Here is a 25,504-nt window from a genome sequence, read left to right as displayed (position 1 = left end):
TTTATGCCTCCTGTGCGGCCTCGTTGCCCAGCTTCTGCAGCAGCGCAACCTCGGCAGCGGGATCTTCGGACTTAAATACGGCGGAGCCGGCCACGAGCACGTTGGCACCGGCCTTGACGACCTCGGCGATGTTTTTGGAAGAGATGCCGCCGTCGACCTCGATCATGGGCGACACGCCGTGGCGCTCGCACATGGCTTTGAGCTCGTGGAGCTTGGCGATGGTGCCCGGGATAAAGCTCTGGCCGCCAAAGCCGGGGTTCACGCTCATCAGCAGCACCATATCGACGACGTCGATGATGCTCTCGAGCACGCACACGGGGGTGGCGGGGTTGAGCGCCACACCGGCCTTGACGCCGCGCTGCTGAAGATGCGTGAGCGTGCGGTGCAGGTGCGTGGAGGCCTCATAGTGCACGGTGATCATGTCGGCACCGGCGTCGGCGTACCAATCGACCGTCTCATCGGGGTTCGATACCATGAGGTGCGCGTCGACCGGCACGTCGGTGGAGCGCTTGACGGCCTTGAGGATGTCAACGCCAAAGGTGAGGTTGCCGGTAAAGTGACCGTCCATGACGTCGAAGTGCACGTAGTCGGCACCGGCGATCTTATCGAGTTCGCCCTTGAGGTTGGCCATGTCGGCCGAGAGGACGGACGGAGCAATTTTGATGGAACCCATGGTAGAAGCCTTTCTGCGCTAGTCGGTGAGTCCGTAGAACTCTTGGGAGGGTACGCGATCGGTAAGAATCTCGAGCGCCCTATCCAAAGTAACACCGTTGTAGAGCGTTTGCTCCACGGCAAAGGTGAGCGGAATGTCTACGCCCAGTGAACGGGCGAGCTCGCTCACGCTGCGGGCGGCGACGGCGCCCTCGACCACCATATGCGTGCGCGCCTGGTACTCGTCGAGCGACACGCCGTGGGCAAACTCGTAGCCAAAGGTGCGGTTGCGCGAATGCTCCGAGGTACAGGTGGCGATGAGGTCACCCATGCCGGCGAGTCCCATGCAGGTTATGGCCTGTCCGCCGCGTGCGTGCACCAGGCGGCTGATCTCGGCCAGGCCGCGCGTCATGATAAGGGCGAGCGTGTTGTCGCCCGCGCCAGTGCCGGCGGAGATGCCGCACACGATGGCGATGACGTTTTTCATAGCGCCGCAGACCTCGACACCGGTCATGTCCTGCGACAGGTAGATGCGGAAGGCAGTTGACAGGAGCAGCTCCTTAAACGTCTCCCCTACCTGCGTATCTTTGCTGGCAATGACGGCGGCGGAAAGCCCGCCGCGGCAGATCTCCTCGGCATGGTTGGGGCCCGAGAGCGCCGCCACACGACGCTCGTTGCCGATCTCGCTGGCGATGACCTCGCTCATAAGCAAGCCGGACTCGGGCTCGATGCCCTTGGTGAGGCACAGAACCGGCATCTCGTCCGCGATGAACGGCGCCGCCTGGTGGCAGACGTCGCGCAGGTGCGTCGAAGGCACGGCAAATATGATGGCCTCGGCGCCGTCGAGCGCCTGCGCCAGGTCCGTGGTTGCGACGACGTTGCCGGGCAGCTCGTAGTCCGCCAGATACCTGGGGTTGCGATGCTCGCCGTTAATGCCGGCGGCCGTCTGCTTGCTATGGGCCCACATGGTCACGCGCTCGGCTCGCGCGGCGGCAAGGCCGGCGACGGCGGTTCCCCAGGAGCCGGAGCCAATCAGCGCAACATTCATGACTCTCTCCTACTTATCGTCGGGCTCGGTGACGCGCTTGGTAAACGAGAGCTTGGACTCCTTACCGGCCATGAGCTTTTGGATATTCGAGCGATGGGCCCACACCACGGTGATGCCGATCATCGCCATGCAGAACTTGAGGCCTAGGCTGCTGTACGGAAAGACCGCGCAAGCAGCGATAGGAAGTCCGATGGCTGCGGCAAGCGAACCCACTGACACATACTTGGTGATGGCGACGGCTACGATAAACATGCCCAGCAGCGACAGGCCAATAGGCCAGTACCAGGCGAGGATGACACCCAGACCAACTGCGATACCCTTGCCGCCATGGAAGTTAAGGTAGGGCGAGAAGATATGGCCCCACACGGCTGCCAGGCAGACGACGCCAAGCATCCAGTCGCCGGCGGCGCCGGGGGCCATGATGCTCACGGGGAAGCCATAGCCCACGCTCGCGATGAGCGGGCGCGCGATAAGGACGCAGATGGCGCCCTTCAAGCAGTCGAGCAGCAGCGTGAGCGCGGCCACCTTGGGGCCGGCCACGCGCAGCGCGTTGGTGGTGCCGATGTTGCCGGAGCCCGCCTTGCGGATGTCGGTGTGGTTAAACACGCGGCCCAGGATCAGGCCAAACGGAATCGCTCCGATAAAGAACGAGACCACGGCGCAGATGGCGGTCAGCAGAATCGGATTATGCATCCTTTTGCTCCTTCTTCCTAAAGAAGAGTCGAATGGGCGTGCCGGCAAAATCGAAGGTCGAGCGCATGCGGTTCTCCACGTAGCGCTGGTAGGTGTCGTTGACCAGATCGCTATGGTTGACGAAGAACGTGAACGTCGGCGGGTTGACGCCCGTCTGGGTCACGTAGTGCATGCGCAGGCGGCGCTTGCCGTCCACCACGGTATGACCGAACTCGCGCAGGTCGGTGAGGAACGTGTTGAGGCGCGAGGTGCTGATCTTCTGCGAGCGCGTCTTTTCGGCGGCGTCGACCATTGCCCAGATCTTCTCCACGCTGCGGCCGGTCAGGGCCGAGATGCGCAGATACTGGGCCCAGGGAGCCATGACGCCCAGACGGCGGTCGACGGTCTCCATGCAGGCCTCGCGCTTGCGGTCGTCGTCGAGCAGGTCCCACTTGTTGAGCAGCACCACGATGGCGCAGCCGCGCTCGATGGCCAAGCCCATGACCTTTTGGTCCTGCTCGGTGACGCCCACGGAGGCGTCGACGACGAGTAGCGCCACGTCGGCGCGGTCGATGGCGCGCAGGCCACGGACCATGGAGTAGTACTCGATGTTTTCGTACACGGTGCTCTTCTTACGGATGCCCGCGGTATCGACCATGCGGTAGTGCTTGCCGTTGCGCTCGACGACCGTGTCGATGGCGTCGCGCGTTGTGCCGGCGATGTTCGAGACGATGGAGCGGTCGGCGCCCAGGATGCGGTTGAACAGCGAGGACTTACCGGCGTTGGGGCGGCCGATGATGGCCACGTTCAGCGCATCGGGGAACTCGTCGGCGATCTCGTCCTCTTCTTCCGGAAGCAGGGCCACGATATCGTCGAGCAGGTCGCCCGTGCCATGGCCATGCAGGGCCGAGAGTGGCGTGGGCTCGCCGATGCCGAGCGAATAGAACTCCCAGATGCTGTCGTTCTCGCGATCGGGGTTGTCGAGCTTGTTCACCAGCAGAAAGACCGGCTTGTCGCAGCGCTTGAGCATGCGGGCGACCGACTCGTCCTCCTCGGTGACACCGGTGCGGCCGTCGACCACAAACAGGATGACGGCGGCTTCCTCGGCGGCGGCGAGCGCCTGGTCGCGGATGGACGTTGCAAAGACATCGTCGCTCTTGAGCGGCTCGATACCGCCCGTGTCGACGATGGTGAACTCGCGGCCGTTCCAATCGGCCGTGTGATACGAGCGGTCGCGCGTGACGCCGCGGGACTCGTGGACGATGGCGTCCGAGGTCTGGGCCAGGCGGTTAACGAGCGTGGACTTGCCCACGTTGGGGCGTCCGACGACGGCGACGATAGGTTTCATCTGCTCTCCTTTAATGGGTAGGGTCAGCGGAATTAGTAGAGTCGGCAGGCACAATGCCAAGGATATGCTCCAGGGTATCGAGCAGCTCATGCGGCATGGTCGATACCACATGAACCTCGGCGCCGCGACTGGTAAGGCTTGCGAGTAGATCGTCACGATGATACTCGTCAAGCGTCATGCCGTCAGCGTTGAACATGAGCTTAGGCACAAAGAGCATAACCCCCGACAGGTCTTGGGGTAGCTGCTCCAAGATGTCGCAGGCGACGATGAGGCCGGTCACGTCCACGTTGCCGCCAAAGTAGCGGTTCTTGATGGCCGTGACAGTGCCGGCGAGTCCCTGGGGCGACTCCACAAAGCGGGCCACCGTGTCGCGTGCGCTGGCGCCCGAGAGGCACAGCAGGTGCTGGCTGCGGGCGGCGATGGCCTCGCGGACGCGGGCCAGACGCTCGGTATCGGCGGCAAGCACGTCGTCGGTCTCGTCTAGATACGAGCGGATCATGCCGATGCCGTCGTAGTACTGCGGGTAACCGTCGTAAAAGTCCGCCTCGGGAGGATCGATGCCGGCGTCCAGATAGAACTCGTCGCTCATCTGGAAGGTGTGGCGGCCAAAGCGCTCGAAGGCACGGTCCTGGTAGGGACGGATCATGGCAATGGTCTCGCGCGCCAGCTCGGGCTTGTCGCTGTAGGACCAGCTAAAACGGTTCTGATGCTTGGTAAAGCCGAGCGGCACGATGCCCAGGCTTGTGATTTGCTCGTGCTCCTCGCAAAAGCGCAGGGTCTTTTCCAGCTCCTCGCCGTCGTTCATGCCGGGGCACAGCACAATCTGCGCGTGAATCTCGATGCCGGCGGCCATGATGGTCTCGAGTACGTCCATGCCTCGCTGAGCGTTACGGCCCATCATACGACGGCGGACGTCGGGGCTCACAGCGTGGACCGACACGTTCATGGGACTCATGTTGCGCTGGATGACGTTTTGCACGTCCTCGTCGGTGAGGTTCGTAAGCGTGACAAAGTTGCCTTGCAAAAAGCTTAGGCGATAGTCGTCGTCGCGAATATAGAGCGTGGAGCGGCCGCCCTTGGGGAGCATGGTCATAAAGCAGAACACGCAGGCGTTGACGCAGGTACGCATGCCGTCGAAGATGGGGCCATCGAACTCCAAACCCCAATCCTCGCCGGGAAAGCGGTCGAGCTCGACGGGGGTGACGGTGCCGTCGCGCGGGTCGAAAACCTCGAGCTCGACGGTATCATCGTCGGCCTCCCAGAGCCACACAATCATGTCGGTAAGCTGCTCACCGTTGACCGTGAGCACGCGCATGCCCGGCTCGATACCCACATCCCACGCGGGCGATTCGGGACGCACGTTCTTGACGAGCGCGCCCTCACCCGGCTCGGGGTCGCGGCTGCGCCCGTAATCGGCCACCTCGGCGGCGTATGCGGGTACGGTCTGGTCCATGGTTAGCGGCAAAGCTCCTTGATGCGCGTGACGGCGCGTTCGATGTGTTCTTGCGGGGTGGAGGCTCCGGCGGTGATGCCGATGTGGTGAGCGTCGGCAAACCACGCGGCCTGGAGCTCGGAAGCTTCCTCGATGTGATGCGTGCGCTCGCAGGCGTCTGCGCAAATCTGCGCCAGGCGGCGGGTGTTGCCCGAGTTCTTGCCGCCCACGATGACCATGCAGTCGCAGCGGTTGGCAAGTGTGGCTGCTGCCTGTTGACGCTCACTCGTGGCGGCGCAGATGGTGTTGATCACGCGCAGCTCCTGCACGCGCGGGGTGATAGCAGCCACGACCTCGGCCAAGTTCTGCGCAGTCTGGGTGGTCTGCACAACCAAGCCCACTTTACCCTTGAGCGACAGCGCGTCCGCATCGGCAGCGCAGCTCACGACCTGCGCGTCATCGCCGGCGTGGCCCAGGATGCCCTCGACTTCGGGGTGGCCCGGCTCGCCCACGACGATCACGCGGTAGCCCTCGCGCACCAGGCGCTCGGCCGCCACGTGGACCTTCTTCACGTAGGGGCAGGTGGCGTCGACGACGTTAAGGCCACGCTCGCGAGCGGCATCAATGACCTGCGGCACCACGCCGTGGGCGCGGATGATCACAGTGCCCGACGTGGCGTCGTCCAAGGTGTCGGCCAGACCGACGCCTGCCTCGGCGAGCTCGCGTACCACGATCGGGTTATGGATGAGCGGACCCAAGGTATGGACCTGAGTGCACTCCCCTGCCTGCGGCGCAGCGGCCAGCGCCATATCGAGCGCACGCTGTACGCCGTAGCAGGTGCCGGCGTGGGCAGCGATTTCGATAGTGGGGGCGTCTGCCTTGCCGGGCACAGCCTCGGCGGTGTTCATGACTTCCTCGTCCATGGCTAGAACCTGCCCGGGTGCTCGGCGCACAGGTCATCACGCATGGCGTAGACGCGACTCATGGCTTCGGACTCAAACCAGGCTAGGCGATCCTTGCGCTTGAGCTCGGCAGGCGCGTCGGAAAGCGAAATTGACTTGCCGGCGCGGATCCAGCACTTTTTGGGGCGCATGATCTTTTTGCCCGCAGGCGTAATATCGGACCAGCCGCAGATGGCGAGCGGGTTGACGGGTGCCTTACCCATCTGGGCGATGAGCGCAAAGCCGCCGTGGACTTCGGGCTTGATCTCGCGCGAGCGGATGCGCGTACCCTCGGGGAAGATCAGGACGTCCTCACCGCGCTGCAGCGCATGCTGGGCGGCACGCAGGCACTTCATGTCGGCGGTGCCGCGCTCGACGGGAATGCCGCCCACGCGGCTAAAGGCCCAGCGCACGATCTTGCTCTTCGCAAACTCGGACTTAAAAATGGGGCGAATGCGGCGGCCGCCAAAGAACAGCGCCGTCTCCACAGCTAGGAGCTCGGCCATCGATGTGTGGTTGCAGATGACCACGCTGCCGCGGCCTTCCTGGCGCTCAAACAGCAGGTCGCTGTCCTCGACCTTCCAACGCCACATGAGCTTGGAGAAGACCCACAGGATGCCCATGACCACGGCGACGGTGCCGCGGATGAGCGCCGGGAACTCGGCGTAGGGGGCGTTGTAGTAATCCTCGGGCGTCTGCTTAAACAGGCGCATGGGCTACCTCCTTTGGTTGATGAGGTCCTCGATGATCGAGACGACCTCGTCGATGGTGTGGGCGGTGGAGTCGACATGTACCGCGTCCTCGGCGGGAACGAGCGGCGCGACCTCGCGGCTGCTGTCGAGCTTATCGCGCTGCTTGAGGGCGTCGAGGGTCTCGTCGACCTCGGCCTCAAGCTGCTCTTCGGTGAGCGGCTGGGCGTCGTTTTGGTGGCGCTGCAGCACACGGCGACGGGCACGCTCGCGCGGGTCGGCAGTCAGGAAGACCTTGACCTGTGCGTTGGGGAACACGACGGTTCCGATGTCGCGACCCTCGGCGACGATATCGCGGTCCTCGGCGGCGCGGCGCTGGTGGATGAGCATGGCGGCGCGCACGCCCGGGTAGGCCGAGACCTTGGACACGTTGGCGTCGACCTGCGGGGTGCGAATGGCGGCCGATGCGTCCTTGCCGTCGATGGTCAGGCGCGTGTCCTCGCCGGTGCCGTTGGTAAAGCGGATCTCGATTTGCTCGGCGAGGGTGTCAATGGCCGCCTCGTCGTCCAGGTCGATGCCGCGGTCGAGCGCGGCGAAGGTGACGGCGCGATACATGGCGCCCGTGTCGAGCTTGTTAAAGCCCAGCTGGCGGGCAATCTCCTTGGCGATGGTGGACTTGCCGGAACCGGCGGGGCCGTCGATGGCGACGATCATGCAATGCTTCCTTTCGGTGGTTGACGTGCTGGTATGGGACGCGGGCGCTGGGGCTTTGCGATTGCCTAGCTCGTGTAGCGCTCGCGGTAGGTGTTGCGCTTGGGCGCGGAGCCGTGGCTACCGTGGTGACGCGTGCGACTCGCGGTGTTGGTCGCCGGCGCGGCGCTGCGCTTGGAGCTGGCCTGCTTGGGCGGGATACCGCCGTCTTTGAGGATCTGCACCTCGCGGTCGGTGAGCTCGCGCCACGAGCCCTTGGCCACATCCTTGAGCTCCAGGCCGGCAAAGTTGCAGCGGTGCAGGCGGATCACCGGGTGGTGAATCTTGCTCAGCATGCGCTTGACCTGGTTCTTGCGCCCCTCGCGGATGATGACCTCCACGGCGGTGGTGCCGGGCTTTACGCCTTGCGGAGCCACGGCCTCTGCCTCGCGCGCGTTGATGACGCGGCAGATCGCCGGTTGGCACAGGCCGTCATCGAGCTCGATGCCGCGACGGAGTGGTTCTAAGTCGCGATCGGTCAGGTTGCCGTCCACGAGCGCCTGGTAGGTCTTGTAAACATGCTTGCTGGGGTGCAGCAGATCCTGCGATAGGTCGCCGTCGGTGGTAAAGAGCAAAAGACCCGTGGTGTCGCGGTCCAGGCGACCCACCGGGAAGAGCCCCGGAAAGCGATCGCGCGGGACCAGGTCGGCCACGCAAGGGCGCTCCTGCGGATCGCTCATGGTGGTGAGGTAGCCGGTCGGCTTGTAGAGCATCAGGTACGCGGCGCCTTGGTTGAGCGTGACGAGCATGCCGTCGACCTCGACATGGTCGCGATCGACGTCGACCTTGGTGCCCAGTTCGGTCGCGACCTCGCCGTTGACGGTCACGCGGCCGGCGGTCATCAGGTCCTCCGAACCGCGGCGGCTCGCCACGCCCGCGCGCGCCAAAAAGCGCTGTAGGCGCATGGTGTGCGGGTAGACGGGCTGGGCGTCGGACTCGTGCGTATCCGCGTTGGGCACCGCAGCGCCGACGCGCGTCTCCCCTGCGTCGTTAGTCCTCGTCATGTATATCCTCCGAGGTCTCGTCGACGACTAGGGCTTCCAAGTCCTCGACTGCCTCAACATCTTCAACATCGGTATCGATCAGTTCGCGCTCTTCGTCCAGATCCTCAGCCTGCTCTTCGAGCGTGGACTGAATGCTGCGGCCGCTCAGGCGCTCGCGGATAAACTGGCGCGATTGCTCGTCGGGAGCAAACTGCTCCAGATCGGGCAGGTCTCGGGTGGAGCGCAGGCCGAACTTTTCCAAGAAGGCATTGGTCGTGCCGTAGATGATGGCCTGACCGCGCTCGGGGTCGCGACCGAGCTCGCGCACCAGGCCCTTGTCCACGAGCGACGCGATGACGCCGTCGGAGTTGACGCCGCGGATGCCCTTGACCACCTCGCGCGTGACGGGCTGGTGGTAGGCGATGACGGCCAGGGTCTCGAGCGCCGCCTGCGACAGCTTTTGCGTGTCCCAGCTCAGCACGTAAGCCTCGACCACATCGTGGTAGGCAGGGTGTGTGAACAGGCGCCAGCCGCCGGCGACCTCGCGCAGCTGAAAGCCACGGTTGGCCTCCTCGTACTCAACCTTGAGCTCGGCGAGCAGCGATGCGCACTCGCCGGGGGCGATATCCAGTGCGCCGGCAAGCGCGGGCGCACTCACCGGGTCGCTCGACACCAGCAGCAGCGCCTCGAGGGCGCCTTTGAGGCTGTTTGCCTCCAGCGTGGAAAGGGTTGACATGGTTGCCGCTCCTATTCGGTGAGCTCGGGGCCATCGCCGGGCACGTAAGCCTGGGCGCCCTCGACGCGGTTGATTTGAATGGTTCCGAAAATCTCGTCCTGGCTCAGCGTGAGCGAGCCACGCTTGGCGAGCTCCAGCATGGCCAAAAAGGTGACGACGAGCTGCTCGGTGGTGGCGTCGCCGTCCAGCAGCTCACGGAAGGTGCAGGTTTGGTGCGCCATGGTAAAGCGGTCGACTGAGGCCACGGTCAGGTCGAGCGGCACGCGATGCGGCGCCACGTGCTCGGCCTCCAGCAGAAAGGTCTGTCGCTTGCCGTCCAGGTCGGCACAGATGACGGCCAGGCCGCGCAGGGTGATGCCAGCCAGGTAGTCGGGCATGAGCCCCAAAAACTCGGGGTCGGGGCCGGCCACACGCGGGTGCATGCGGCTTTCGGCCTGCATGCGGGCACCGAGGGCCGCAGCCGCGCCTTTAAACTGCTTGTAGGCAATCAGGCGCTGGATCAGGACCTCGCGCAGGGCGTCGCCGTCGAGCGTGCTGAGCTCCTCGAGGTCTTCGTCGAACTCGTCATCGTCGTCATCGGCTTTGCGCGGGGCCTCCTGCGGCACCAAGGAGGCGGCCTTGATGTCCAAAAGGGTTGCTGCGACCAACAAAAAGTCGCTCGCCACGTCCAGGTCCAGCGCCTCGATGCGCTCGGCCTCGGCAAGGTACTGCTCGGCCACCTCGCTGATGGAGATGGCGCCGATATCTACTTTTTGGCGGGTTACCAGCTGCAGCAGCAGGTCGAACGGTCCGCTGTAGACCTGCGTCGACACGCGATACGACATCTTCGACCTCCTTTGACGGCGCCTTCGCGGCGCGGTTTGGGTGCATATTACGACCGTTTTGCACGGTCGACCTGTAAGTTTACCTTAGATGCCGGCGATTGCGAAGTTGAGCAGCTGCTCAGCAAGCGGATACACGGTAACGTCGAAATAGCGGCCGATCACGTCGATGCCGGTCCACATAGGCAGCAGGTACAGCACGATGATGAGGATGGGCATGGCGTATTGCTGCAGGTGGTAGTAGTTGTTGAGCGCCTTGCCTTTGAGGAAGGGCACGATGATCGACGAACCGTCGAGTGGCGGGATCGGGATGAGGTTGAAGAACGCGAGTGACAGGTTGACCACGATAAAGGTGGTGCCGAAGTTCATGATCTGTGATGCTACGGCAAAGGACATGCTGGTGTAGAGGTTGCCGTACGTTGCGTGCATGAGGGCGGCCGCGAGGCACGCGAGTGCGATGTTCGATGCGGGGCCGGCCGCACTCACCAGGACCTCGTCACGCTTGGGGTGCTTGAGGTTGTTGAGGTAGACGGGCACGGGTTTGGCGAAGGCGAACACGGGACCGCCGGCCGCGAGCATGAGCAGCGGCAGGATGATGGTGCCAAACGGGTCGATATGGTTAAGCGGGTTGAGCGACACGCGGCCGCGCGAACGGGCCGTCTTGTCGCCGAGCGCCCAGGCCGCGGCGGCGTGTGCGCTCTCGTGGATCACGATGCCCACGATGACGGCGACGGCGCTGGCGAGCAGGTTCATGATGTAGCTGCTGGACATGGCGCTCCTCTAGCGGACGCGACGCGAGGCGCGCGTGAGCAGGTAGTCGATCACAAACAGGATCACGGCGACGATGGCGTAATCCAAGCGGAACACACCGCCAAAGGGCGACGTGATGACGCCGTAGCCGGCGATGGCGCTCGGCAGGGCGCGCGAAAGCTCGACGACAAAGCCCACGATCTGCAGCTTGGCGGTGAGGCCGCTAAAACACAGCAGCACGGTCATCGCGCTCATAAAAATGCCGCAGATGCGACAGGCGATGGCGATGATGCTCATCGCCACGGCAGCGGCCTTACGAGAGTTCACGCGCGGTCTCCTCTTCGATCTGGGTGGAAAGCTCCAGCCATTCGTCCTCGAGCTTGGGTAGCTCTTGCTTAAGGCCGTTATATTCCCCCAGCGCGGCGTTGAACTTGTCTTGATCGGCATAAAGCTCTTCGCTTGCCATCAATTCCATAAGCTCGTCATAGCGGGCACGCTTTTTGTCGAGCTCCGTCTCGATCTTCTTGAGCTGGTTGCGCACGCCCTTGAGCTTTTTATTGAGCGCGGCGCGGGCTTGGGCCTCGGCGCGCTTTTGCTCCTTGGTCTTTTTGCCCTCGGCAGGCTTAGGCGCCGCGGCGGGGGTGTCGGCCTGGGCGGCGCTTGCCTTGGCGGACTTGGTCGTGGCCGGCGCGCTCTCCGTGGACGCCTCGGCGGCGGCGCGGGCTGCGAGGTCCTCGCGCTTGTAGAGGTAGTAGTCGTAGTCGCCGTCGTAGACCGTGACTTGTCCGTCGCGGATGTCGATGACGCGGTTGGCCACGGCGCGTACCAGGTGCTCGTCGTGGCTGATTAGCACGATGGTACCGGGGAAGTTTTGCAGGGCGTTCTCGAGCATGTCCACCGAGTCGATGTCCAGGTGGTTGGTGGGCTCGTCCAGGCACAGGAGCGCCTCGGGGGCCACGAGCATCTTTGCCAGGGCCAGACGCGCCTTTTCACCGCCGGAGAGGACGCGTACCTGCTTTTCGATTGCGTCGTTGTCGCTAAACAGGAAGGCGCCCAGCAGGCTGCGCTGCTGCGGCACGGTCCACTTGGGCGTGACGGTGTCGATCTCTTGCAGGACGGTGTTGGATTCGGTCATGCCTTCGAGCGCGTGCTGGGCGTAATAGGCCACGCCCACGTTGGTGCCCAGGTCGCGGGCGCCGGTAGTGGGCGGCTCCAGGCCGGCGAGGATCTTCATGAGGGTGGACTTGCCGGCGCCGTTGGGTCCGACAAGTGCCACGTGCTCGCCGCGGTAGAGCTTGAGGTCGATATCGCTGTAGATGTGCTTGTTGCCGTAGGACTTGGACACGCCCTCCAGGCCCACGACCATGTCGCCTGAGCGCGGCGGGTCGGGGAACTTAAAGTCGATGTGCTTGTGGCCCTCGGGCAGGATGACGAGCTCCTTTTTGATCTGCTCGATCTTTCGGATGCGCTCCTGAGCCTGGGCAGCCTTGGTGGGCTTGTAGCGGAACTTGTCGACGAAGACCTGCATGTGGGCGATGTCGCGCTCCTGGGCGGCGCGCTTGGCGCGCATCTGCTCCAGGTTGTCCTCGCGCTGCTTGAGGTAGCTGCTGTAATTGCCGGTGTAGGTGGTTACGCGACGGTTTTCGAGAGCGGCGACGTGGTCGACGCAGGCGTCCATGAAGGCACGGTCGTGACTGACGATGAGGACGGCGCCGTCGTAGTTGGCGATAAAGCCGCGCAGCCACTGGACGCTTTCGAGGTCCAGGTGGTTGGTGGGCTCGTCCAGAAGCAGCAGGTCGGGGTGGCGCAGGAATAGCTTGGCGAGTGCGATGCGCATCTGCCAGCCACCCGAGAACTCGGAGCACGGGCGCTCAAAGTCGGTGACCTTAAAGCCCAGGCCGGAAAGGATCTTGCGGGCGTTGCTCTCGAGCTCGTAGCCGCCCAGGTGCTCAAAGCGGTCCTGGACCTGGCCATACTCGTTGAGGAGTGCGTCGACGTCCTTGCCCTGATCGGAGAGCTCGGTGATCTGGGCCTGCAGCTCGTTGGCGCGCTCGCCCATGCGGCGGATTTCCTTGGCGGCGGCCATGACCTCGGCAAGGATGGTGGTGTCCTTTTGCTCCAGATTAGTTTCCTGCTCTAGGTAGCCTACCTGGCAGTCCTTGGCGTACTGGACCTGGCCGGCATCGGGACTGTCGATGCCCATGATGATCTTGAGCATGGTGGTTTTGCCAGCGCCGTTGGGGCCCACGAGCGCGAAGCGCTCGCCGGGGTTGATCTGGAAGGATGCGCCGCTAAAGAGGACGCGCGCGCCGAAGCTTTTTTCGATCTTGTCGACCAGGAGGATCATGGTGCCGCCTTTGACCTTGTGTGCCAATATGAAAAAAGGCCCCAACTTGCGTTGGAGCCTCATTCAATGCTCGGGTGGAGACGAGGGGGATCGAACCCCTGACCTCTTGACTGCCAGTCAAGCGCTCTCCCAGCTGAGCTACGCCCCCGTGCGAAGAAGTACTATACGGGAACTCCGACGGCGATGCAAGGGCAATTTTGGAAAAACTTTCGCCCGTGCCGGCACGGGCGAAACACGACCCGCCCGCTCAACCGGGTTTCCCGTGCTCCGCCAGTCCCATTATCGGACCCGATTGCGAACCGCCCCTCCTCTGCGCCTCAGAACTATGCCGGTTTACTACGATGAATCAGGAATGTTCGACCACGCACGCCTTTTCACGCAACCGTCGGGCTCCCTACCTGCGGTTTTGCAAACGGGGAACACGCGGTGCTCGGGAGTCGCCGATCAGTCGTAGTAAACTGGCGGTGTTTTGAAATGGCATCAGCTTGATTTCGCGGTTAAATGTGTTTGAGCCCTGAATTAATGGCCTTAACTTTTTCTAAAACACGTCTTTTCTGCGACGCGCCTAGATTGGTTGTTGTTTAGCATTGGACTTGATCTTGCGTTGTGCGACTTGCTCGTGCATGGTAGTATTTCACGACGTGAAGCGAAGAAATTAGGCCTTAGATGCCTTTATTAGAATTGCATTCACCGTTCATAAGGGCTCTTGGCGCAACGGTTAGCGCAGGGGACTCATAATCCCTGGGTTCTGGGTTCGAATCCCGGAGGGCCCACCAGAGTATTTTAGGCCGGGCATTACGCCCGGCCTCTTTGTTGTTAGCGCTGCAAACTAGCTTTGCCATCCAGAGACGTAAAGTTATTAACATTCATATTCGTAATTAACAATGGGAATGTCGCCAAGATGCTACCCAACCAACACATGGCTTCAATCGTTAGATAAGAAAAAAGGCCCCAACTTGCGTTGGAGCCTCATTCAATGCTCGGGTGGAGACGAGGGGGATCGAACCCCTGACCTCTTGACTGCCAGTCAAGCGCTCTCCCAGCTGAGCTACGCCCCCGTGCGAAAAAGTACTATACGGGAACTCGGACGGCGATGCAAGGACATTTTTGGAAAATTTCGCAGTCGCGGCGCGGGCCGCCATCCGCCCAACGGCCGTCTTGCCGGCGCCAGGCCCATTACCGGGGCCAATCGCGCTCCCGCCGACCCGGCGATTTCAAAACTATGCCGGTTTACGGGGCCAGGCCGGGAACCCCCGAGCATGCCGTAATCGGTAAAATCAAAACCGCAGGTAGACGGCTTGCGTATTCCGTGAAATGCAGGGTATGGACGGCCAGTCCGGGTCCAGCCCCGTAATCCGGCATAGTTTTGAAATGACATTATTTCACTAACAGGCAAACTAGGTAGTTCTAGCGCCTTGTCGCCGACTAATTTCCGATTTCCAACCAGTTGCACAAAACATTTGCTCGCAGTCTCGTCTCGGCGCACTTCATTGCCTCAGTTTTGGCTTTATAGCGAATCCCTAAACGGTCGCAGACACTTCTGACTATGGTGTCTAGCAGCTTTGAATCGTTGAGCATATCGTGAGTCACCAGGAATACATCGAATCCCATGCTCTGCAACGCAGTCATGCGCTCCGCATCGTGGTCAAGTATTGCACCTGAGCCATGAATGACCTCACCTTGGATCTCGATAATAACTGCCTTCATTAGGATTGGGTTTACGATCACGATGTCGCCGTAGCAGACCTTTTGGCCTGCGATGCTTTGGGCTGCCACGGATAGAGGGGTTAAATCGTTGAGGTACACGTATCTGAATCCTGAACCACCTAGACGTCGAGAACGACTTAGAAGCAGTACCCCCGCGACCTCGAGCGGAGACGCAGCAATGCCGATAACCTGCTGAGCGGCATCATAAAACTGCTTTCCCCACATTTGACTTTTGACCTTGTCGGCGAATCGATGTAGATCGCTTAGCTCGATGAGCGGCTTTCTCATCCAAAGAGAAGTGCCTTTGAGTTTCGTAACCTCTCTTCCATCCTCACGCTTGTTCGTTTGGCCTTCTTTATCTGTGGCCTTTACGGTTGCGCGGGCGTAAACTCGTTTCCAAGGAACCTCGTCTTCGCCTTCTCCAAGTTCGAACAGATCCTGCGTGCTGGAATTGCGATTCTCCTCTACCGCCATTTTTAACTGCATTTCGGCAGCGGGAGCAAGCTCGAAAACGGAAAAGCAACCGCAAAGTTCGTACATAGCCAGTACGAGATCTATTTGGGACACAAAGCGTGTCATAGTAAATAATGTGTTAAGCGGATTGGTAACACTAAAGCCTAAATTAGTGTCGATTGTTGTGCTGACATCCGATGTCCCTTCCCAGCGAATAGTGGAGCGCAATCCCGAGTGGTGATTGCAATAACCTGGCGAAGCAACAGCGATAATCGGGGTCTTGAGGACGTCGGTTACGAATGGGGCTTGGGATAGAGCTCGCCAGCCTTCTTCGGAGTTGGGTAGGCGCGGGTAGAGGTCGCGCACCTGCGGTGGGCAGCGCCAATAGCGGAATGCGGTGTTTGCGCAGACGATTTCGTCCATTTGCGCCTCCCTTGGTATCGGCCGTAGGCCATGCGGTTGTGGTCGTGGACGATTATCTACTGGGGCATCATGCGGGTAAGTACCGGAAGCTGACCAAACGCTGACCAAAAAATGGATGGGATGTGTTGAAAGGTTGTCACGAGGCGTGAATGTGCTGGTACGAGCTGTGAGCCAGTGGTCTTTTTCTCCACAATTGCGTATGAATCATGCAAAGAATTCATTGAAAGATCGCGTGAACTATTTTCAAAATGTTCGACGACGTCACTCTATAGTTGGTCAACGAACGAAAATAATATTCAATATGTAGGAACTATGAAGGGTTTGCGATCAATAAAAAATAGGACCCCATGCTAATAAAAATCGAAAATTTGGTGTCACTTTTGGTGTCACCCTTGGTATCAAATAGAAAAAGGCCAGAGGCTTAACACCTCTGACCTGCGCTTTTGATGGTGGGCGATACAAGATTCGAACTTGTGACCCCATCCGTGTGAAGGATATGCTCTACCCCTGAGCCAATCGCCCGTCGCCTTTCGGCAAAAGAGATACTATCATAGCCGCGCCTGGTTTACCAAGAACTTTTTGCCCCCGATTTTAAATTCGTGGATGCTAGCTAAGCCAAAGCAACCAAAGCAATAGGTAAAACAGCAGCTTAACCACCATTTACCGCTTTATCCACGAGGTCTCGGGGCGACAGATTAGTCGCGCATTGTTGTATGCCATGTCGAGCGTGAGGCAGGTGCGCGCGGCGTAGAAACCGTCCTCGCGCTGGATGGTCAGCGCCAGTTCGGGCTTGTCGCCGGTTAGGCACAGCGGCAGCAGCAGTTGGATCCGACCGCCGTAGAACTGCGGCACGGCGAGCGTGTGGTTGGCGGCGGCGCGGCGGGCGGCCTCGACGACGGCGCCCTCAAAGGCACGGCGCAGCAGCAGCGAGTTGCCCTCCCCCATCAGGCTAGCGGGAATACGCGTAAGGTTCTCCTCATCGCCCAGAATGTGGTCGATGTTGGAGCGGATGGGCAAGCGGTAGTCAAAGACCAGCTCGGAGGGGTCCTCGGCAAAGCGCACGCGGCACGGCAGGTACTCAAACGAGACCAGCATGGGGTCGCTCTCCTTAAAGAAGCCCTTCAAAAACCAGCGCTGGCGCGCGTCGGGCTTGGTGTTGGGCTCAAACAGGCCGTAGATGGTCTCGTAGCGACGCGTGTACAGGCCGGTGTTGAACAGGCATTGGTCGTTGTCGAACACCAAAGGCAGGTTGGACGGCGCGGTCTGGTCCACGTCGCGCTCGGTCAGGAACACCGCACGGCTAAACGAAAACGACAGGTAGTTTTTGAGGATGCGGTTGCCGGGACCCCAGTCCTCGGGGTCGGCGAGGTCGGCCAGGCGTTCGTAGCAGGGCTCGGGGCAAAACGCGAAGTCGTACACATTGCTGCACAGGGTGCTGGGGATTTCCATGTGGCGTCCATTCCATTTCATAGCTGGCGTGCGGATGCTTAGATTCTATACGCGCGACGCAATGCCGGGGAGCACATCACAGTGGCAACAGGAGTCGTACTCAAGAACGATCGGTTGCCAGACGAGGTCTTCGATGCTGCAGTGTAAGGTTTTGCGAGCGCCAATGCCGAGGATACCGAGGCACGGCGCAGGTCCAGTTGGTTTTGCTCGTAGAGCTGTATGGCACGGATTTTGACTCCCGATTGGGCGGCCAGCTGCTTTTGGGTCAGGCCGGCTGCCTTTCGTGCTGCCTTGAGGCCCTTTTTGCCTGCCTGGGCTTTGTTCCATTTATCAATGACTATCTGGGCGAATTTAACTTCGGAGGCCTCGTGAAGCGGATGGTACGAGCCGATAACCCAATCGAGTGGCGCCACTTCAAAAAGGTCGCTAAAACCTAGGCCGCACGTCCATTGCGTGTATGCCAAAACCCAACCTGCTCAGTATTGCGGGGAACGGTCGAACGGATAGGCCTCCCTGAATTCGACGGGCTTCAGACCCGCGTGGACAATGATCTCGCGCACAAGCTCATCGCCCGACATGCCGCAGACAACGCGTGGGATACCGCGCTCAAACTGTTTCATCTCAAAAGCGTTTGACAAGATCGCCGTCAGTTCGGTCGGAGTCAGTCCCTGGTCGCAGAGGGCAAAATCGACTGCCTCGCCCAGCGTTCTCATAGCGTCCTCGAGATAAACTTCACTGTAGGCGCGGGTCATTTTCGGTCATCCCCTCTCGAACGATGTCTACGATACAGATCTCGCCGGTCTGACACTTTTGATGCTGCAGGCTCTTCGGTGTTTGAATCCTTTCATAATTCTTCTGTTCTTAGAGCTGCGTCGATCAGGTCGGCGACGTTGCAGGTGTGGTCCACGCGAGAGAATGCAGAGGCTATATCGGCGAGCGTAACCATGGCGAGATTTTACCGCCGATTGCATGGGAAGTAATCGCCGCGCGTTAATATAACCTTAATCGAGGGGTCGTATACGGAAGTGCGGGAAAACAGAGATCAGCCGACTAAACCCCGGATTTACGCTTCTGCGACCGACGGTATTGTTGCCAAAAATCGGGTTGTGCTCAGCCGCCCCTATTTTCCCCGAATTTCGGAAAACGGGAGTTTCGACAGCCAGTTGTGGCCTAAGAAGCGATGCTATTAACGAGGGAAGCGCCAACAGCGTGACAATTCAGACGATGTCGTCGGCATGGGTGAGTGGTGTCGACAGTAATTTTGGTAATCAACTTACTGGGCATTTAACAATAGAACGTCAGGAAATCATCGCCGAAGGCTTTGGTCCGACTTTTTGCTGTTCGGCGAGCTCAAAGATAAACGGGGCGTTTTATCAATAAATTCTGTCAAGAAATTGAGGTCATCAGTAGTAAATCCTTCGACGTTGAACCTTCTAACCGCAGGCAGATGGTTCAACGTGGTAAACACCAAAATCAACCGGGCGTTCGACAGCTACGCGAACGGCTCCGTCCTCTCGTGTCTCTGAGTAGGCAAACTGAATGCCATAATCAAGTTGAACGTAACCCCCAAGTATGGTTGCCTGATCTATGAACATGAGTAGAGCCCATCGGTCCGCACGCTGCCTTAAATAAAAAGCACCCGTCTCCAGACCGACGAAATCCGCGAGCTTTATCTTTCCGGAGAAGCCGCTCCCCTCATGCTTTCCCGCATAGGTCTCAGAGTCGTACTAGAACGAAATGTTATACAGTCCGCCGCTCTATATCTTCCTGACTGGCCCGTTTTCCAGCATCTAACTCAGCACCCCCTTATGGCTTTTCCGATTGTCACCGTTTAAGTAGAAGCAGCAGACACCTTGTTTCAAGTCTGACGCGATGAGCGTTTTGGGCCAGAATGTATGACAATCTAGTTAGAAGACCTGCCACTCTCCATAAACATCGGATGAGCGGATACAATCCCTTAAAGGAAGGAAAGAGCCAAGTTTTCCCTGCTCAGTTGCAGTATGTACTATGCCAATGACCTGACCCAAGTCATTAAACACTGGCCCACCACTCATTCCATGCTGAAATGAGCAATTCGTATAACAAAGTGTGCCCTCTTCGCTTGGATCTCCGACCCTGAGCAAATCCCCACTGTGCAATTCAAGGCTGAATCTAGATTCGGAAAAATGCTGTTGATAAGCGGAGATCTTATCCCCCTTTACGGGCAAATCCATGACTGCTGGAAGCTTGGGGATCTTCTTTAAGATTTCTTGAGGAACTTCTCGTAGTATTACAGCATCGCGCTTGTTGTCTTGAACGATCGATTTGCTAAATTTAAATTTAGCAAGCGGGGTCTTATCTGAGCTGGATACTTTTATTTCCCTTCTTTCCATGTCATGAGAAACGGCATCGCATATCACGTGCCACGCCGTCACAAGGCCGTAGCCGGTTAAGTAAAACCCTAAACCCTCAAACGGGGTTTCTTTGTCATCCTCTCCTTCTAGATACAGAAGCGAGTCTTGCTGAAGTGCGACTGGGAAAACAGGCGTATCTTCTGGTTTCGTTTTATTGTAGAGGCTGCCTAAACGCAGGAGCGGTCCCGATGTCCAGGGATTCTTAATAAGAGACTTATAAAAATTTAGACTTCCTCGAAGAGCCGCTTGAAATATCCCTCTCTCTGCGTCGGTGAGTTTAGCGATGGATTTACCGTAATAGCAGCCCATCGCGCCTTCAATGTCGCTATTGCTTAGTCGGTGGAGCGTTGAGCGGAGTCGCCGATATTGCTCGCGCTTTATATTTGTCTTTTGGTTACAGACAACGCCCGTGACTAGCTGTCTTGAGAAACTGCAACTGTAAAACGATTTATCTTCGTTGATCTCAAATGACTCGGTTCCATGGAAGTCAGTGATCGCGTTTCGTATTTTGTTGGGCAACCTGAGCTTTTCCTCTGAGCAAAAGTGTCGATAAAAATAAAAAGAGCTTTTAAAAGAGAACGTTAGGTCATCGGCATATCGCGTGTATTGATAATGATACTCATGCGATAGATGCATAAGCTGTTTGTCCATGCCAAGGCAAATCATGTTCGAAATTAAAGGGGATGAGGGAGCTCCCTGAGGGAGCCCTTTTGGTGTGGCGACAAGTCTAGAAATGCAGAATGCAACTTCAGGGGTGAGACCTAACTTCTTCGAAACAAGAAGGCCATATACCCGTTTAGATGAGATTGAAGGAAAGAAATCCTTAATATCAATGCCAGCAATTACTTGTGAGCCAATATGGGTCTCAGCATTTGTTTGTATTGATCGACCCTTTACAAAACCGTGCACACAAGGCAAAGGGTTGTAGCTTTTTTCTAGCTCTTTAGCGATAATTCGTTGAACCTTTTTTAAATCAGATCTTGGGATTAATAGCTCTCGATAGCCGCCATTTCTTTTAGGAATCAATTTATTTCTGTATAGGTCATACATGGAGGATGAATTGACAAAGAAATCAAGCTTTTCTATAGACAGGCCAAGAAACCCTGCCAGATCTGTCTTCGACTGCAGCTCGTTGAGCATCAGATTTTCCTTAAAGTTGATAGCCGGTTCCTCCGTAGAGTCGTACTTAATAGACACGTAGCAGAATATAATGTGCAAACAACACATATCCGATTGCGATGCGCAAACGCTAATTCGAACCGGCTATGAAGTGTATTTTACCAGTCATCCATTTGATGCAAATTCAAAATTAGGTAACTGTGTCAAATCAGGAACCCTGAATACAGGAATGACCCCTAAGGCCGAAGGTGCCTTCTGCATTGATAATTGAACATCGTTCGCAACTAATAGACGGTCGATGCATTTTGAGCTAATGAAGCGAGGCGAGGCACCTCTTCACCGGTCTTCTACAGATAGTTCAAGAAGAGGGAGTGGAACTCAAGACCCGGCGGCGGAATCAATACGCATGCAATCATGGGCGGGATCGCGCTCAACGCGGTCAAAGTCGACATATGCAAGGTCGACATACAGCGGCTCCCTGGGGCGGATCGCAGGTAAAAATAATTCACCGGGGACTAAGCTCAATATTGGCGGTACCATTTCACGGTACTTGGTGGTGCCTAAGCTAGAAAATTCAAAAAGTGTTTCAGCAATAATATGCTGCACCTAGAAACACTATTCCCGGAAAAAGCAGTGTAAAGGTAGCAGTAATCCAGTTGTTGTCGCCGGTTTTGAGAAGAGCTAAAGTTGTCGCGGTGGCAGTCTTGGGCTTGGACGACGTGGCCACCGTGGCCTGGTCGTTGTGATTGTCTTGGGCGCTGCGTTCGTGGGCTTCGCTACGAGGTCCGTCAACTACCAAGCACCGGGCTGCCCTGCAACATGACCGGCACCGCCAGCAGGCTAGCCCGCCCTGCCACCCACGCGCCGCATCCATCGGTCTCCACACAGCCGGTGGCGTGGCCACAACGGGTCCAATCACCACATACGCGGCCACGGCCCCCGGCAGCATCTACCCACCTCAGCACCAAAGACCCCGCCGGAAGGCACCACAAACCGCGCAGACACAAGCGAGCCGCCCGTGCGCGCAACGCTGCCATCGGCACCGGTCGTATCCAGCCACGAGGCATCGACGGTGCAACGTCCAACGCGAACGCCTGTGAAACGTTATCATGCACTGGGGGCTCGTCGCCGTCAGGGTCCCGGTACCGCGAAGTGCCTGGTTGCCCCACACTTCCATGTCGCATAGCGTGATGACCGCATCGGTCGCATGCGACTATATCACGGAGTTTTGCCCGGTAAACGTCAGCACCATGTCGCCATCTGCGCCGATGGCCTCAGCCACGTAGCCGTTAAACTCCAGGTGGTCAGCATCGGTCCAGGCCCATCCGGGGCCCGACACGCTCGGCACGTAGTATGCTTCCGGCAGGAAAAACGCGAATTACCCTCAGCTGCACAGGTTAAGTCGATACCGCTTGTAAATCAAGACGCCTTCAACCTAAGCAGTTGAAGGCGTCATCTTCGCGAGCATTATTTATATTGCATTGGTCGTGCTCTGCAACCAAGATCTTCGCGGTAGTCGTTCTTTTGATTTCATTGGTCGCGCCTTACGAACAAAAACTGAGTAAAGCATACAGACGAATGGAATGAGTAGCAAGGCATGCCTAATTGCCATTCATCAGCTTGCATGAGCATTTCAAAATTAAACCGCCTATGCAGCGAGCATGGGAACATAGGAGTCTTGATCGACGCCCCAAATGATTGGAGTAAGTCCGTAGTTTTTGCAAGCTTCGATAGACTCGGGGGAGACAACACCATCTTTAGTGTTGGTGGAGTTGAGAAAAACGACTCCTTCGCAATCGTTGCGTGCCGACTTAATGTCTTCCCATCCAAATAATGCATTTTGAATGCCTTGCTTACCAGGATTATTTACCGTTTTAATAAGGCGCATGGGTCTTCTCTTGTTTTTACCAATTGCATAGTCAAATTTAAACGAAAGTCCGGATCGGCCCTGGAAAGACGGGCCAGGAACATAAGGGATTTCATTATCAAGCAGCCAATTGCCGACATCTTCAGTGAAGAGGTTTCTCACACTGCTTTGAGATAACAAGAACATATCATCAACAGAGGCCATAGCCTGAAGAAGCATATTCATCTTCATAGGAAGGTCAGATCCGGAAGCCGTTATACACAGTTCGCCTTTTTCTTCCTTTACCGAAAAGCCAGAAAGAATCGAATTGAGCTTATCGATTCGCTGTCCTTTCATGGTGAATCCAGACAATTCAAGATCATTGATGGTTTCACCAAGATCAGAAATGACATAGCCGCCTGCTGGGTCATCACCCAGATAAACCCGCATGCAATCGTTGTTTCGATTGAGCATGGGGGTGGAGATGCAGACGCCATTACCTTGCTGGACCGGGACCATATTTGCCTCTACGAACTTGGCGTATGCGCTGATAAAGCCTCGAGCCTGATCTACGTTCATCTCACACCCCCAGAGATAGCTCTACTTTAAGCTTGTCTGTAATATTACAAGTTTCCTGAAATGACCAAAAGAGTGATGCAAAATCGTCGTTCAGAGGTTTCAGAATATTTTGACCTGGGATGCCACAAGCCCATTTGGCGCCGTATCCGTCTATATCAAAATGGACATGAGTACCAAGGACCAGCGATCCGTCTGGATTTCTGTGACGAAGGACCTCGGGATTATCACTATAATCAAGACGAATTAATGGACGATCCGATACGCGTGTCTGCATGGTGCTTTTTCTGTCAGCGGAAAGTCCAAGGATTAAGGAAGAACTTCTTTTATTCTCTGTAAGATCAAGATAAAACTTAAGGGCTTTATTCTCGTTAGCAACGAGTTCGATTAGCGTTTTACCTCCAGGCGTAGGCCATTGTTTGCGATATTGCATATCACGCACATCTTTGGCCATCAAGATGTATTCGCGAGCAGTTGGATTCAAGTCGTTCCAGCTGAAGATATTCACAGCAGTTCCAATCCTTATGGCTATTGCCCAGTAATCTCATCCAATGATAGATGCTCGCTGGGACAGATATTCGAAAATGTAGCGGAAGCGTTTCCCGCAGGGGCTTTCTTCGTTATGTGTGTATCACTTTGGCATAACAAAAGGTATCGATGCGCCGGCAGTTGCAAGGCTTGAACCCAGGAGTAAAAATTTCTCGGTCCCAAGAGCCTGCCCTCATTCGGGAACTGAACTAAATCCATCCCAAGCCAAACGATGCTTTGGTAGAAATTATATCATCATGAGCCTCGTGAATATCGTAGCGAGGTAGCACGCGTGAGATGGTGAATGATATGTCGGCAAGCGCAATCATGGCCAATTTTAACTAACTGACTGCATGAGATACAATCGCCGACTGTTGGTTGGCCTCTAATGGAGACAATTCCGGAAGTGCGGGATAAAACCGAGATCTGCTGACCAGCCCACGGTTTTACGCTTTCGCGACCTGTGGTTTTGTTGATAAATAGCGGGTTACGGTCGACAGGTTCTGCTTTCCCCGCACTTCCGAAAAATTAGTGTTTCAGCAGCGGCGTACGGCGACGAGCAGCACTGTCCCCAGCAGCAAAAGCGCCACGGACGCGGCGATCCAGCAGTTCTCGCCGGTCTTGGGGAGCGTGGCGGTTGTCGTGGTAGCCGTCTTGGGCTTAGTGGTCTTGGCGACCGTGGTCTTGGTTACTGTCGTTGTTGTCTTGGTTGTCGCGGCCGCTGGTTTCAGCGCCGGATTTGTCGTGGGCCCTGTGGTGGGCTCTCCGGCAGCGGGGTTAGCATCGGCGGAAGGCTCGCCCGCCCCGCATCCAGGCACATCGACCCCGTCGGTCTCCCCCGCCGGAGGCGTGGCGCCCTCGGGCTCAACCACCACATGCGGTGCCACCGCACCGGCGGCATTCACCACACCACTAGCACCAAAGGAACCGCCAGCAGGCGTCACAAACCGTGCGGACACAAGCGAGCCGCCCGTGCACGCAACGCCGCCATCGGCGCCGGTAGCATCAAGCCGTGAAGCTTCGACGGAAAGCCGGCAGTCGGCCGCGCCATCGCCAAGGCCCGCGTCCTGCAGATACACGCCGTAGGCGCGCACGCCCGCTCCGGACCCGGCGCCAGCGGCAACGACGCGCCCGCCGCCGCGCACGGCCATGTTGCCGGCGATCACGCCGGCGACCGCCTCGTCCGTAATATCGGCTCCGTCCGCCCGCGCATCGACAGAGCAGCCGTCCACCACGAGCGCCTGCGAAACGTGGATCCCGCACTGCGAGCCCGTCGCCGTCAAGGTCCCGGTACCGCGAAGCGTCAGGTTGCCCCACACCTCCATGCCGCACAGCGTGATGTCCGCATCGGGCGCATGCGACTCCGTCACGGAGTTTTGCCCGGCAAGCGTCAGCACCAGGTCGCCCTCGGCGCCGATGGCCTCGCCCGCGTAGCCGTTAAGCTCCAGGTGGTCGGCATCGGTCCAGGCCCAGCCGGGGCCCGACACGCCCGGCTCGTAGTACTTCGCGCCCGCGATGATGAGGCTCTCCGCGCCCGCGGCATAAGAAGGCACGCCCAGCAAAACGCATAGGCAGGTCATGGCAACAATCGCAATGTAATGACGGCTGGTGTAGGACTCGGCAGCAAACATACCCGCTCCGATCTTCGCAGGAGCCAATAGAATGTGCACCAGAAAATGCCCTGGTAGCAGCAGTTATTAGTTTAGTGAGATCAATGCAGAGACAAAGAAAATGCCCCAGAGAAGTGCCAATAATTAGGTGTAAATCGTTTTGCCAATCGGTGAAAGGAAGGAGCCATGTCAAGCGATGTGCGTGAATCATCGCGCGTACAAACGAGATCGT

General features: G+C 58.2%; 24 protein-coding genes and 4 tRNA genes. 1 reads left to right on the top strand and 27 read right to left on the bottom strand.

From position 1 onward, the window contains the following. Position 1 precedes the first annotated feature (1 nt). From rpe to DW171_RS07310, 15 genes are all read right to left on the bottom strand, one after another. Complete coding sequence (gene rpe, locus DW171_RS07380) at positions 2 to 673, bottom strand: ribulose-phosphate 3-epimerase (RefSeq protein WP_118270853.1); 672 nt, start codon at positions 671 to 673, stop codon at positions 2 to 4. Positions 674 to 691: 18 nt separating this feature from the next. Then, positions 692 to 1,699, bottom strand: a complete 1,008-nt coding sequence (locus DW171_RS07375) for an NAD(P)H-dependent glycerol-3-phosphate dehydrogenase (RefSeq protein ID WP_118270852.1) — start codon at positions 1,697 to 1,699, stop codon at positions 692 to 694. Between the two features lie 9 nt (positions 1,700 to 1,708). Then, positions 1,709 to 2,392 (bottom strand): glycerol-3-phosphate 1-O-acyltransferase PlsY, encoded by a 684-nt coding sequence (gene plsY / locus DW171_RS07370; RefSeq protein WP_118270851.1) that lies wholly within the window; start codon positions 2,390 to 2,392, stop codon positions 1,709 to 1,711. Continuing rightward, on the bottom strand, positions 2,385 to 3,719 hold the full coding sequence (der, locus tag DW171_RS07365; protein WP_118205687.1) for a ribosome biogenesis GTPase Der: 1,335 nt from the start codon (positions 3,717 to 3,719) through the stop codon (positions 2,385 to 2,387). The genes plsY and der overlap by 8 nt, the downstream gene beginning before the upstream one ends. 10 nt (positions 3,720 to 3,729) lie before the next feature. Continuing rightward, entirely contained in the window at positions 3,730 to 5,172 is a 1,443-nt protein-coding gene (locus tag DW171_RS07360; RefSeq protein WP_117654758.1) for a DUF512 domain-containing protein, read from the bottom strand. Between the two features lie 2 nt (positions 5,173 to 5,174). Continuing rightward, a complete protein-coding gene (locus DW171_RS07355; RefSeq protein WP_233539133.1) occupies positions 5,175 to 6,074 on the bottom strand; it encodes a 4-hydroxy-3-methylbut-2-enyl diphosphate reductase in 900 nt (299 codons plus the stop codon). A gap of 2 nt (positions 6,075 to 6,076) precedes the next feature. Next, entirely contained in the window at positions 6,077 to 6,805 is a 729-nt protein-coding gene (locus DW171_RS07350) for a lysophospholipid acyltransferase family protein (RefSeq protein WP_118270850.1), read from the bottom strand. 3 nt (positions 6,806 to 6,808) lie between these two features. Then, a complete protein-coding gene (gene cmk / locus DW171_RS07345; RefSeq protein WP_117840618.1) occupies positions 6,809 to 7,495 on the bottom strand; it encodes a (d)CMP kinase in 687 nt (228 codons plus the stop codon). Between the two features lie 65 nt (positions 7,496 to 7,560). After that, the gene (locus tag DW171_RS07340; RefSeq protein ID WP_118270849.1) at positions 7,561 to 8,535 is read right to left on the bottom strand and encodes a pseudouridine synthase; all 975 of its coding nucleotides are present in this window, start codon (positions 8,533 to 8,535) and stop codon (positions 7,561 to 7,563) included. Then, positions 8,522 to 9,250, bottom strand: coding sequence for an SMC-Scp complex subunit ScpB (gene scpB, locus DW171_RS07335; protein WP_118270848.1), 729 nt, complete (start codon positions 9,248 to 9,250; stop codon positions 8,522 to 8,524). Before scpB ends, DW171_RS07340 begins: the two co-directional genes overlap by 14 nt. Positions 9,251 to 9,261: 11 nt before the next feature. After that, positions 9,262 to 10,074: a ScpA family protein gene (locus DW171_RS07330; protein ID WP_118270847.1), complete on the bottom strand. Its 813-nt coding sequence runs from the start codon at positions 10,072 to 10,074 to the stop codon at positions 9,262 to 9,264. An 84-nt stretch (positions 10,075 to 10,158) separates the two neighbouring features. Then, on the bottom strand, positions 10,159 to 10,842 hold the full coding sequence (locus tag DW171_RS07325; protein WP_118270846.1) for a site-2 protease family protein: 684 nt from the start codon (positions 10,840 to 10,842) through the stop codon (positions 10,159 to 10,161). Between the two features lie 9 nt (positions 10,843 to 10,851). After that, positions 10,852 to 11,148 (bottom strand): hypothetical protein, encoded by a 297-nt coding sequence (locus DW171_RS07320; protein WP_168170409.1) that lies wholly within the window; start codon positions 11,146 to 11,148, stop codon positions 10,852 to 10,854. Then, positions 11,135 to 13,168, bottom strand: a complete 2,034-nt coding sequence (locus tag DW171_RS07315; RefSeq protein WP_118270845.1) for an ABC-F family ATP-binding cassette domain-containing protein — start codon at positions 13,166 to 13,168, stop codon at positions 11,135 to 11,137. The genes DW171_RS07320 and DW171_RS07315 overlap by 14 nt, the downstream gene beginning before the upstream one ends. Before the next feature lie 75 nt (positions 13,169 to 13,243). Then, positions 13,244 to 13,316: transfer RNA gene (locus DW171_RS07310), tRNA-Ala, on the bottom strand. A 552-nt stretch (positions 13,317 to 13,868) separates the two neighbouring features. On the opposite strand from DW171_RS07310, the gene DW171_RS07305 reads away from it, so the two are divergent. Further along, positions 13,869 to 13,944, top strand: a tRNA-Ile gene (locus tag DW171_RS07305). A 209-nt stretch (positions 13,945 to 14,153) separates the two neighbouring features. Here the strand turns inward: DW171_RS07305 and DW171_RS07300 are convergent. The 12 genes from DW171_RS07300 to DW171_RS07260 form a co-directional block, all read right to left on the bottom strand. Further along, positions 14,154 to 14,226: transfer RNA gene (locus tag DW171_RS07300), tRNA-Ala, on the bottom strand. A gap of 367 nt (positions 14,227 to 14,593) precedes the next feature. Then, positions 14,594 to 15,751: a hypothetical protein gene (locus tag DW171_RS07295; RefSeq protein WP_117564779.1), complete on the bottom strand. Its 1,158-nt coding sequence runs from the start codon at positions 15,749 to 15,751 to the stop codon at positions 14,594 to 14,596. A 447-nt stretch (positions 15,752 to 16,198) separates the two neighbouring features. Then, positions 16,199 to 16,273 (bottom strand) — tRNA-Val (locus DW171_RS07290). A 138-nt stretch (positions 16,274 to 16,411) separates the two neighbouring features. Then, positions 16,412 to 17,200 (bottom strand): DUF3825 domain-containing protein, encoded by a 789-nt coding sequence (locus tag DW171_RS07285; protein WP_118270844.1) that lies wholly within the window; start codon positions 17,198 to 17,200, stop codon positions 16,412 to 16,414. Positions 17,201 to 17,238: 38 nt separating this feature from the next. Further along, a complete protein-coding gene (locus DW171_RS07280) occupies positions 17,239 to 17,664 on the bottom strand; it encodes a helix-turn-helix domain-containing protein (protein WP_117564777.1) in 426 nt (141 codons plus the stop codon). Positions 17,665 to 17,676: 12 nt separating this feature from the next. After that, positions 17,677 to 17,952, bottom strand: coding sequence for a hypothetical protein (locus tag DW171_RS07275; protein WP_055250177.1), 276 nt, complete (start codon positions 17,950 to 17,952; stop codon positions 17,677 to 17,679). A gap of 1,155 nt (positions 17,953 to 19,107) precedes the next feature. Next, a complete protein-coding gene (locus DW171_RS07270) occupies positions 19,108 to 20,733 on the bottom strand; it encodes a reverse transcriptase domain-containing protein (protein WP_158548966.1) in 1,626 nt (541 codons plus the stop codon). 357 nt (positions 20,734 to 21,090) lie between these two features. Then, positions 21,091 to 21,318, bottom strand: a complete 228-nt coding sequence (locus tag DW171_RS10240; protein ID WP_124786173.1) for a hypothetical protein — start codon at positions 21,316 to 21,318, stop codon at positions 21,091 to 21,093. 607 nt (positions 21,319 to 21,925) lie between these two features. Further along, complete coding sequence (locus DW171_RS10395; protein WP_255413158.1) at positions 21,926 to 22,051, bottom strand: hypothetical protein; 126 nt, start codon at positions 22,049 to 22,051, stop codon at positions 21,926 to 21,928. Positions 22,052 to 22,360: 309 nt separating this feature from the next. After that, positions 22,361 to 23,137, bottom strand: a complete 777-nt coding sequence (locus DW171_RS07265; RefSeq protein WP_055250181.1) for a DUF1828 domain-containing protein — start codon at positions 23,135 to 23,137, stop codon at positions 22,361 to 22,363. A 1-nt stretch (position 23,138) separates the two neighbouring features. Then, complete coding sequence (locus DW171_RS10090; protein ID WP_124786174.1) at positions 23,139 to 23,642, bottom strand: hypothetical protein; 504 nt, start codon at positions 23,640 to 23,642, stop codon at positions 23,139 to 23,141. 556 nt (positions 23,643 to 24,198) lie between these two features. After that, positions 24,199 to 25,293 (bottom strand): hypothetical protein, encoded by a 1,095-nt coding sequence (locus DW171_RS07260; protein ID WP_118270843.1) that lies wholly within the window; start codon positions 25,291 to 25,293, stop codon positions 24,199 to 24,201. Between the last annotated feature and the right edge of the window lie 211 nt (positions 25,294 to 25,504).

The organism is Collinsella sp. AM15-2, from assembly GCF_003471985.1.
Classification (GTDB): Bacteria; Actinomycetota; Coriobacteriia; order Coriobacteriales; family Coriobacteriaceae; genus Collinsella.
This window is presented reverse-complemented; position numbering and strand designations above follow the sequence as displayed.

What these genes read in the sequence shown, in the direction of transcription:
- rpe (WP_118270853.1), bottom strand. Translation starts at nt 673, where the DNA reads ATGGGTTCCATCAAAATTGCTCCGTCCGTCCTCTCGGCCGACATGGCC.
- DW171_RS07375 (WP_118270852.1), bottom strand. Translation starts at nt 1,699, where the DNA reads ATGAATGTTGCGCTGATTGGCTCCGGCTCCTGGGGAACCGCCGTCGCC.
- plsY (WP_118270851.1), bottom strand. Translation starts at nt 2,392, where the DNA reads ATGCATAATCCGATTCTGCTGACCGCCATCTGCGCCGTGGTCTCGTTC.
- der (WP_118205687.1), bottom strand. Translation starts at nt 3,719, where the DNA reads ATGAAACCTATCGTCGCCGTCGTCGGACGCCCCAACGTGGGCAAGTCC.
- DW171_RS07360 (WP_117654758.1), bottom strand. Translation starts at nt 5,172, where the DNA reads ATGGACCAGACCGTACCCGCATACGCCGCCGAGGTGGCCGATTACGGG.
- DW171_RS07355 (WP_233539133.1), bottom strand. Translation starts at nt 6,074, where the DNA reads ATGGACGAGGAAGTCATGAACACCGCCGAGGCTGTGCCCGGCAAGGCA.
- DW171_RS07350 (WP_118270850.1), bottom strand. Translation starts at nt 6,805, where the DNA reads ATGCGCCTGTTTAAGCAGACGCCCGAGGATTACTACAACGCCCCCTAC.
- cmk (WP_117840618.1), bottom strand. Translation starts at nt 7,495, where the DNA reads ATGATCGTCGCCATCGACGGCCCCGCCGGTTCCGGCAAGTCCACCATC.
- DW171_RS07340 (WP_118270849.1), bottom strand. Translation starts at nt 8,535, where the DNA reads ATGACGAGGACTAACGACGCAGGGGAGACGCGCGTCGGCGCTGCGGTG.
- scpB (WP_118270848.1), bottom strand. Translation starts at nt 9,250, where the DNA reads ATGTCAACCCTTTCCACGCTGGAGGCAAACAGCCTCAAAGGCGCCCTC.
- DW171_RS07330 (WP_118270847.1), bottom strand. Translation starts at nt 10,074, where the DNA reads ATGTCGTATCGCGTGTCGACGCAGGTCTACAGCGGACCGTTCGACCTG.
- DW171_RS07325 (WP_118270846.1), bottom strand. Translation starts at nt 10,842, where the DNA reads ATGTCCAGCAGCTACATCATGAACCTGCTCGCCAGCGCCGTCGCCGTC.
- DW171_RS07315 (WP_118270845.1), bottom strand. Translation starts at nt 13,168, where the DNA reads ATGATCCTCCTGGTCGACAAGATCGAAAAAAGCTTCGGCGCGCGCGTC.
- DW171_RS07295 (WP_117564779.1), bottom strand. Translation starts at nt 15,751, where the DNA reads ATGGACGAAATCGTCTGCGCAAACACCGCATTCCGCTATTGGCGCTGC.
- DW171_RS07285 (WP_118270844.1), bottom strand. Translation starts at nt 17,200, where the DNA reads ATGGAAATCCCCAGCACCCTGTGCAGCAATGTGTACGACTTCGCGTTT.
- DW171_RS07275 (WP_055250177.1), bottom strand. Translation starts at nt 17,952, where the DNA reads ATGACCCGCGCCTACAGTGAAGTTTATCTCGAGGACGCTATGAGAACG.
- DW171_RS07270 (WP_158548966.1), bottom strand. Translation starts at nt 20,733, where the DNA reads ATGCTCAACGAGCTGCAGTCGAAGACAGATCTGGCAGGGTTTCTTGGC.
- DW171_RS07265 (WP_055250181.1), bottom strand. Translation starts at nt 23,137, where the DNA reads ATGAACGTAGATCAGGCTCGAGGCTTTATCAGCGCATACGCCAAGTTC.
- DW171_RS07260 (WP_118270843.1), bottom strand. Translation starts at nt 25,293, where the DNA reads ATGTTTGCTGCCGAGTCCTACACCAGCCGTCATTACATTGCGATTGTT.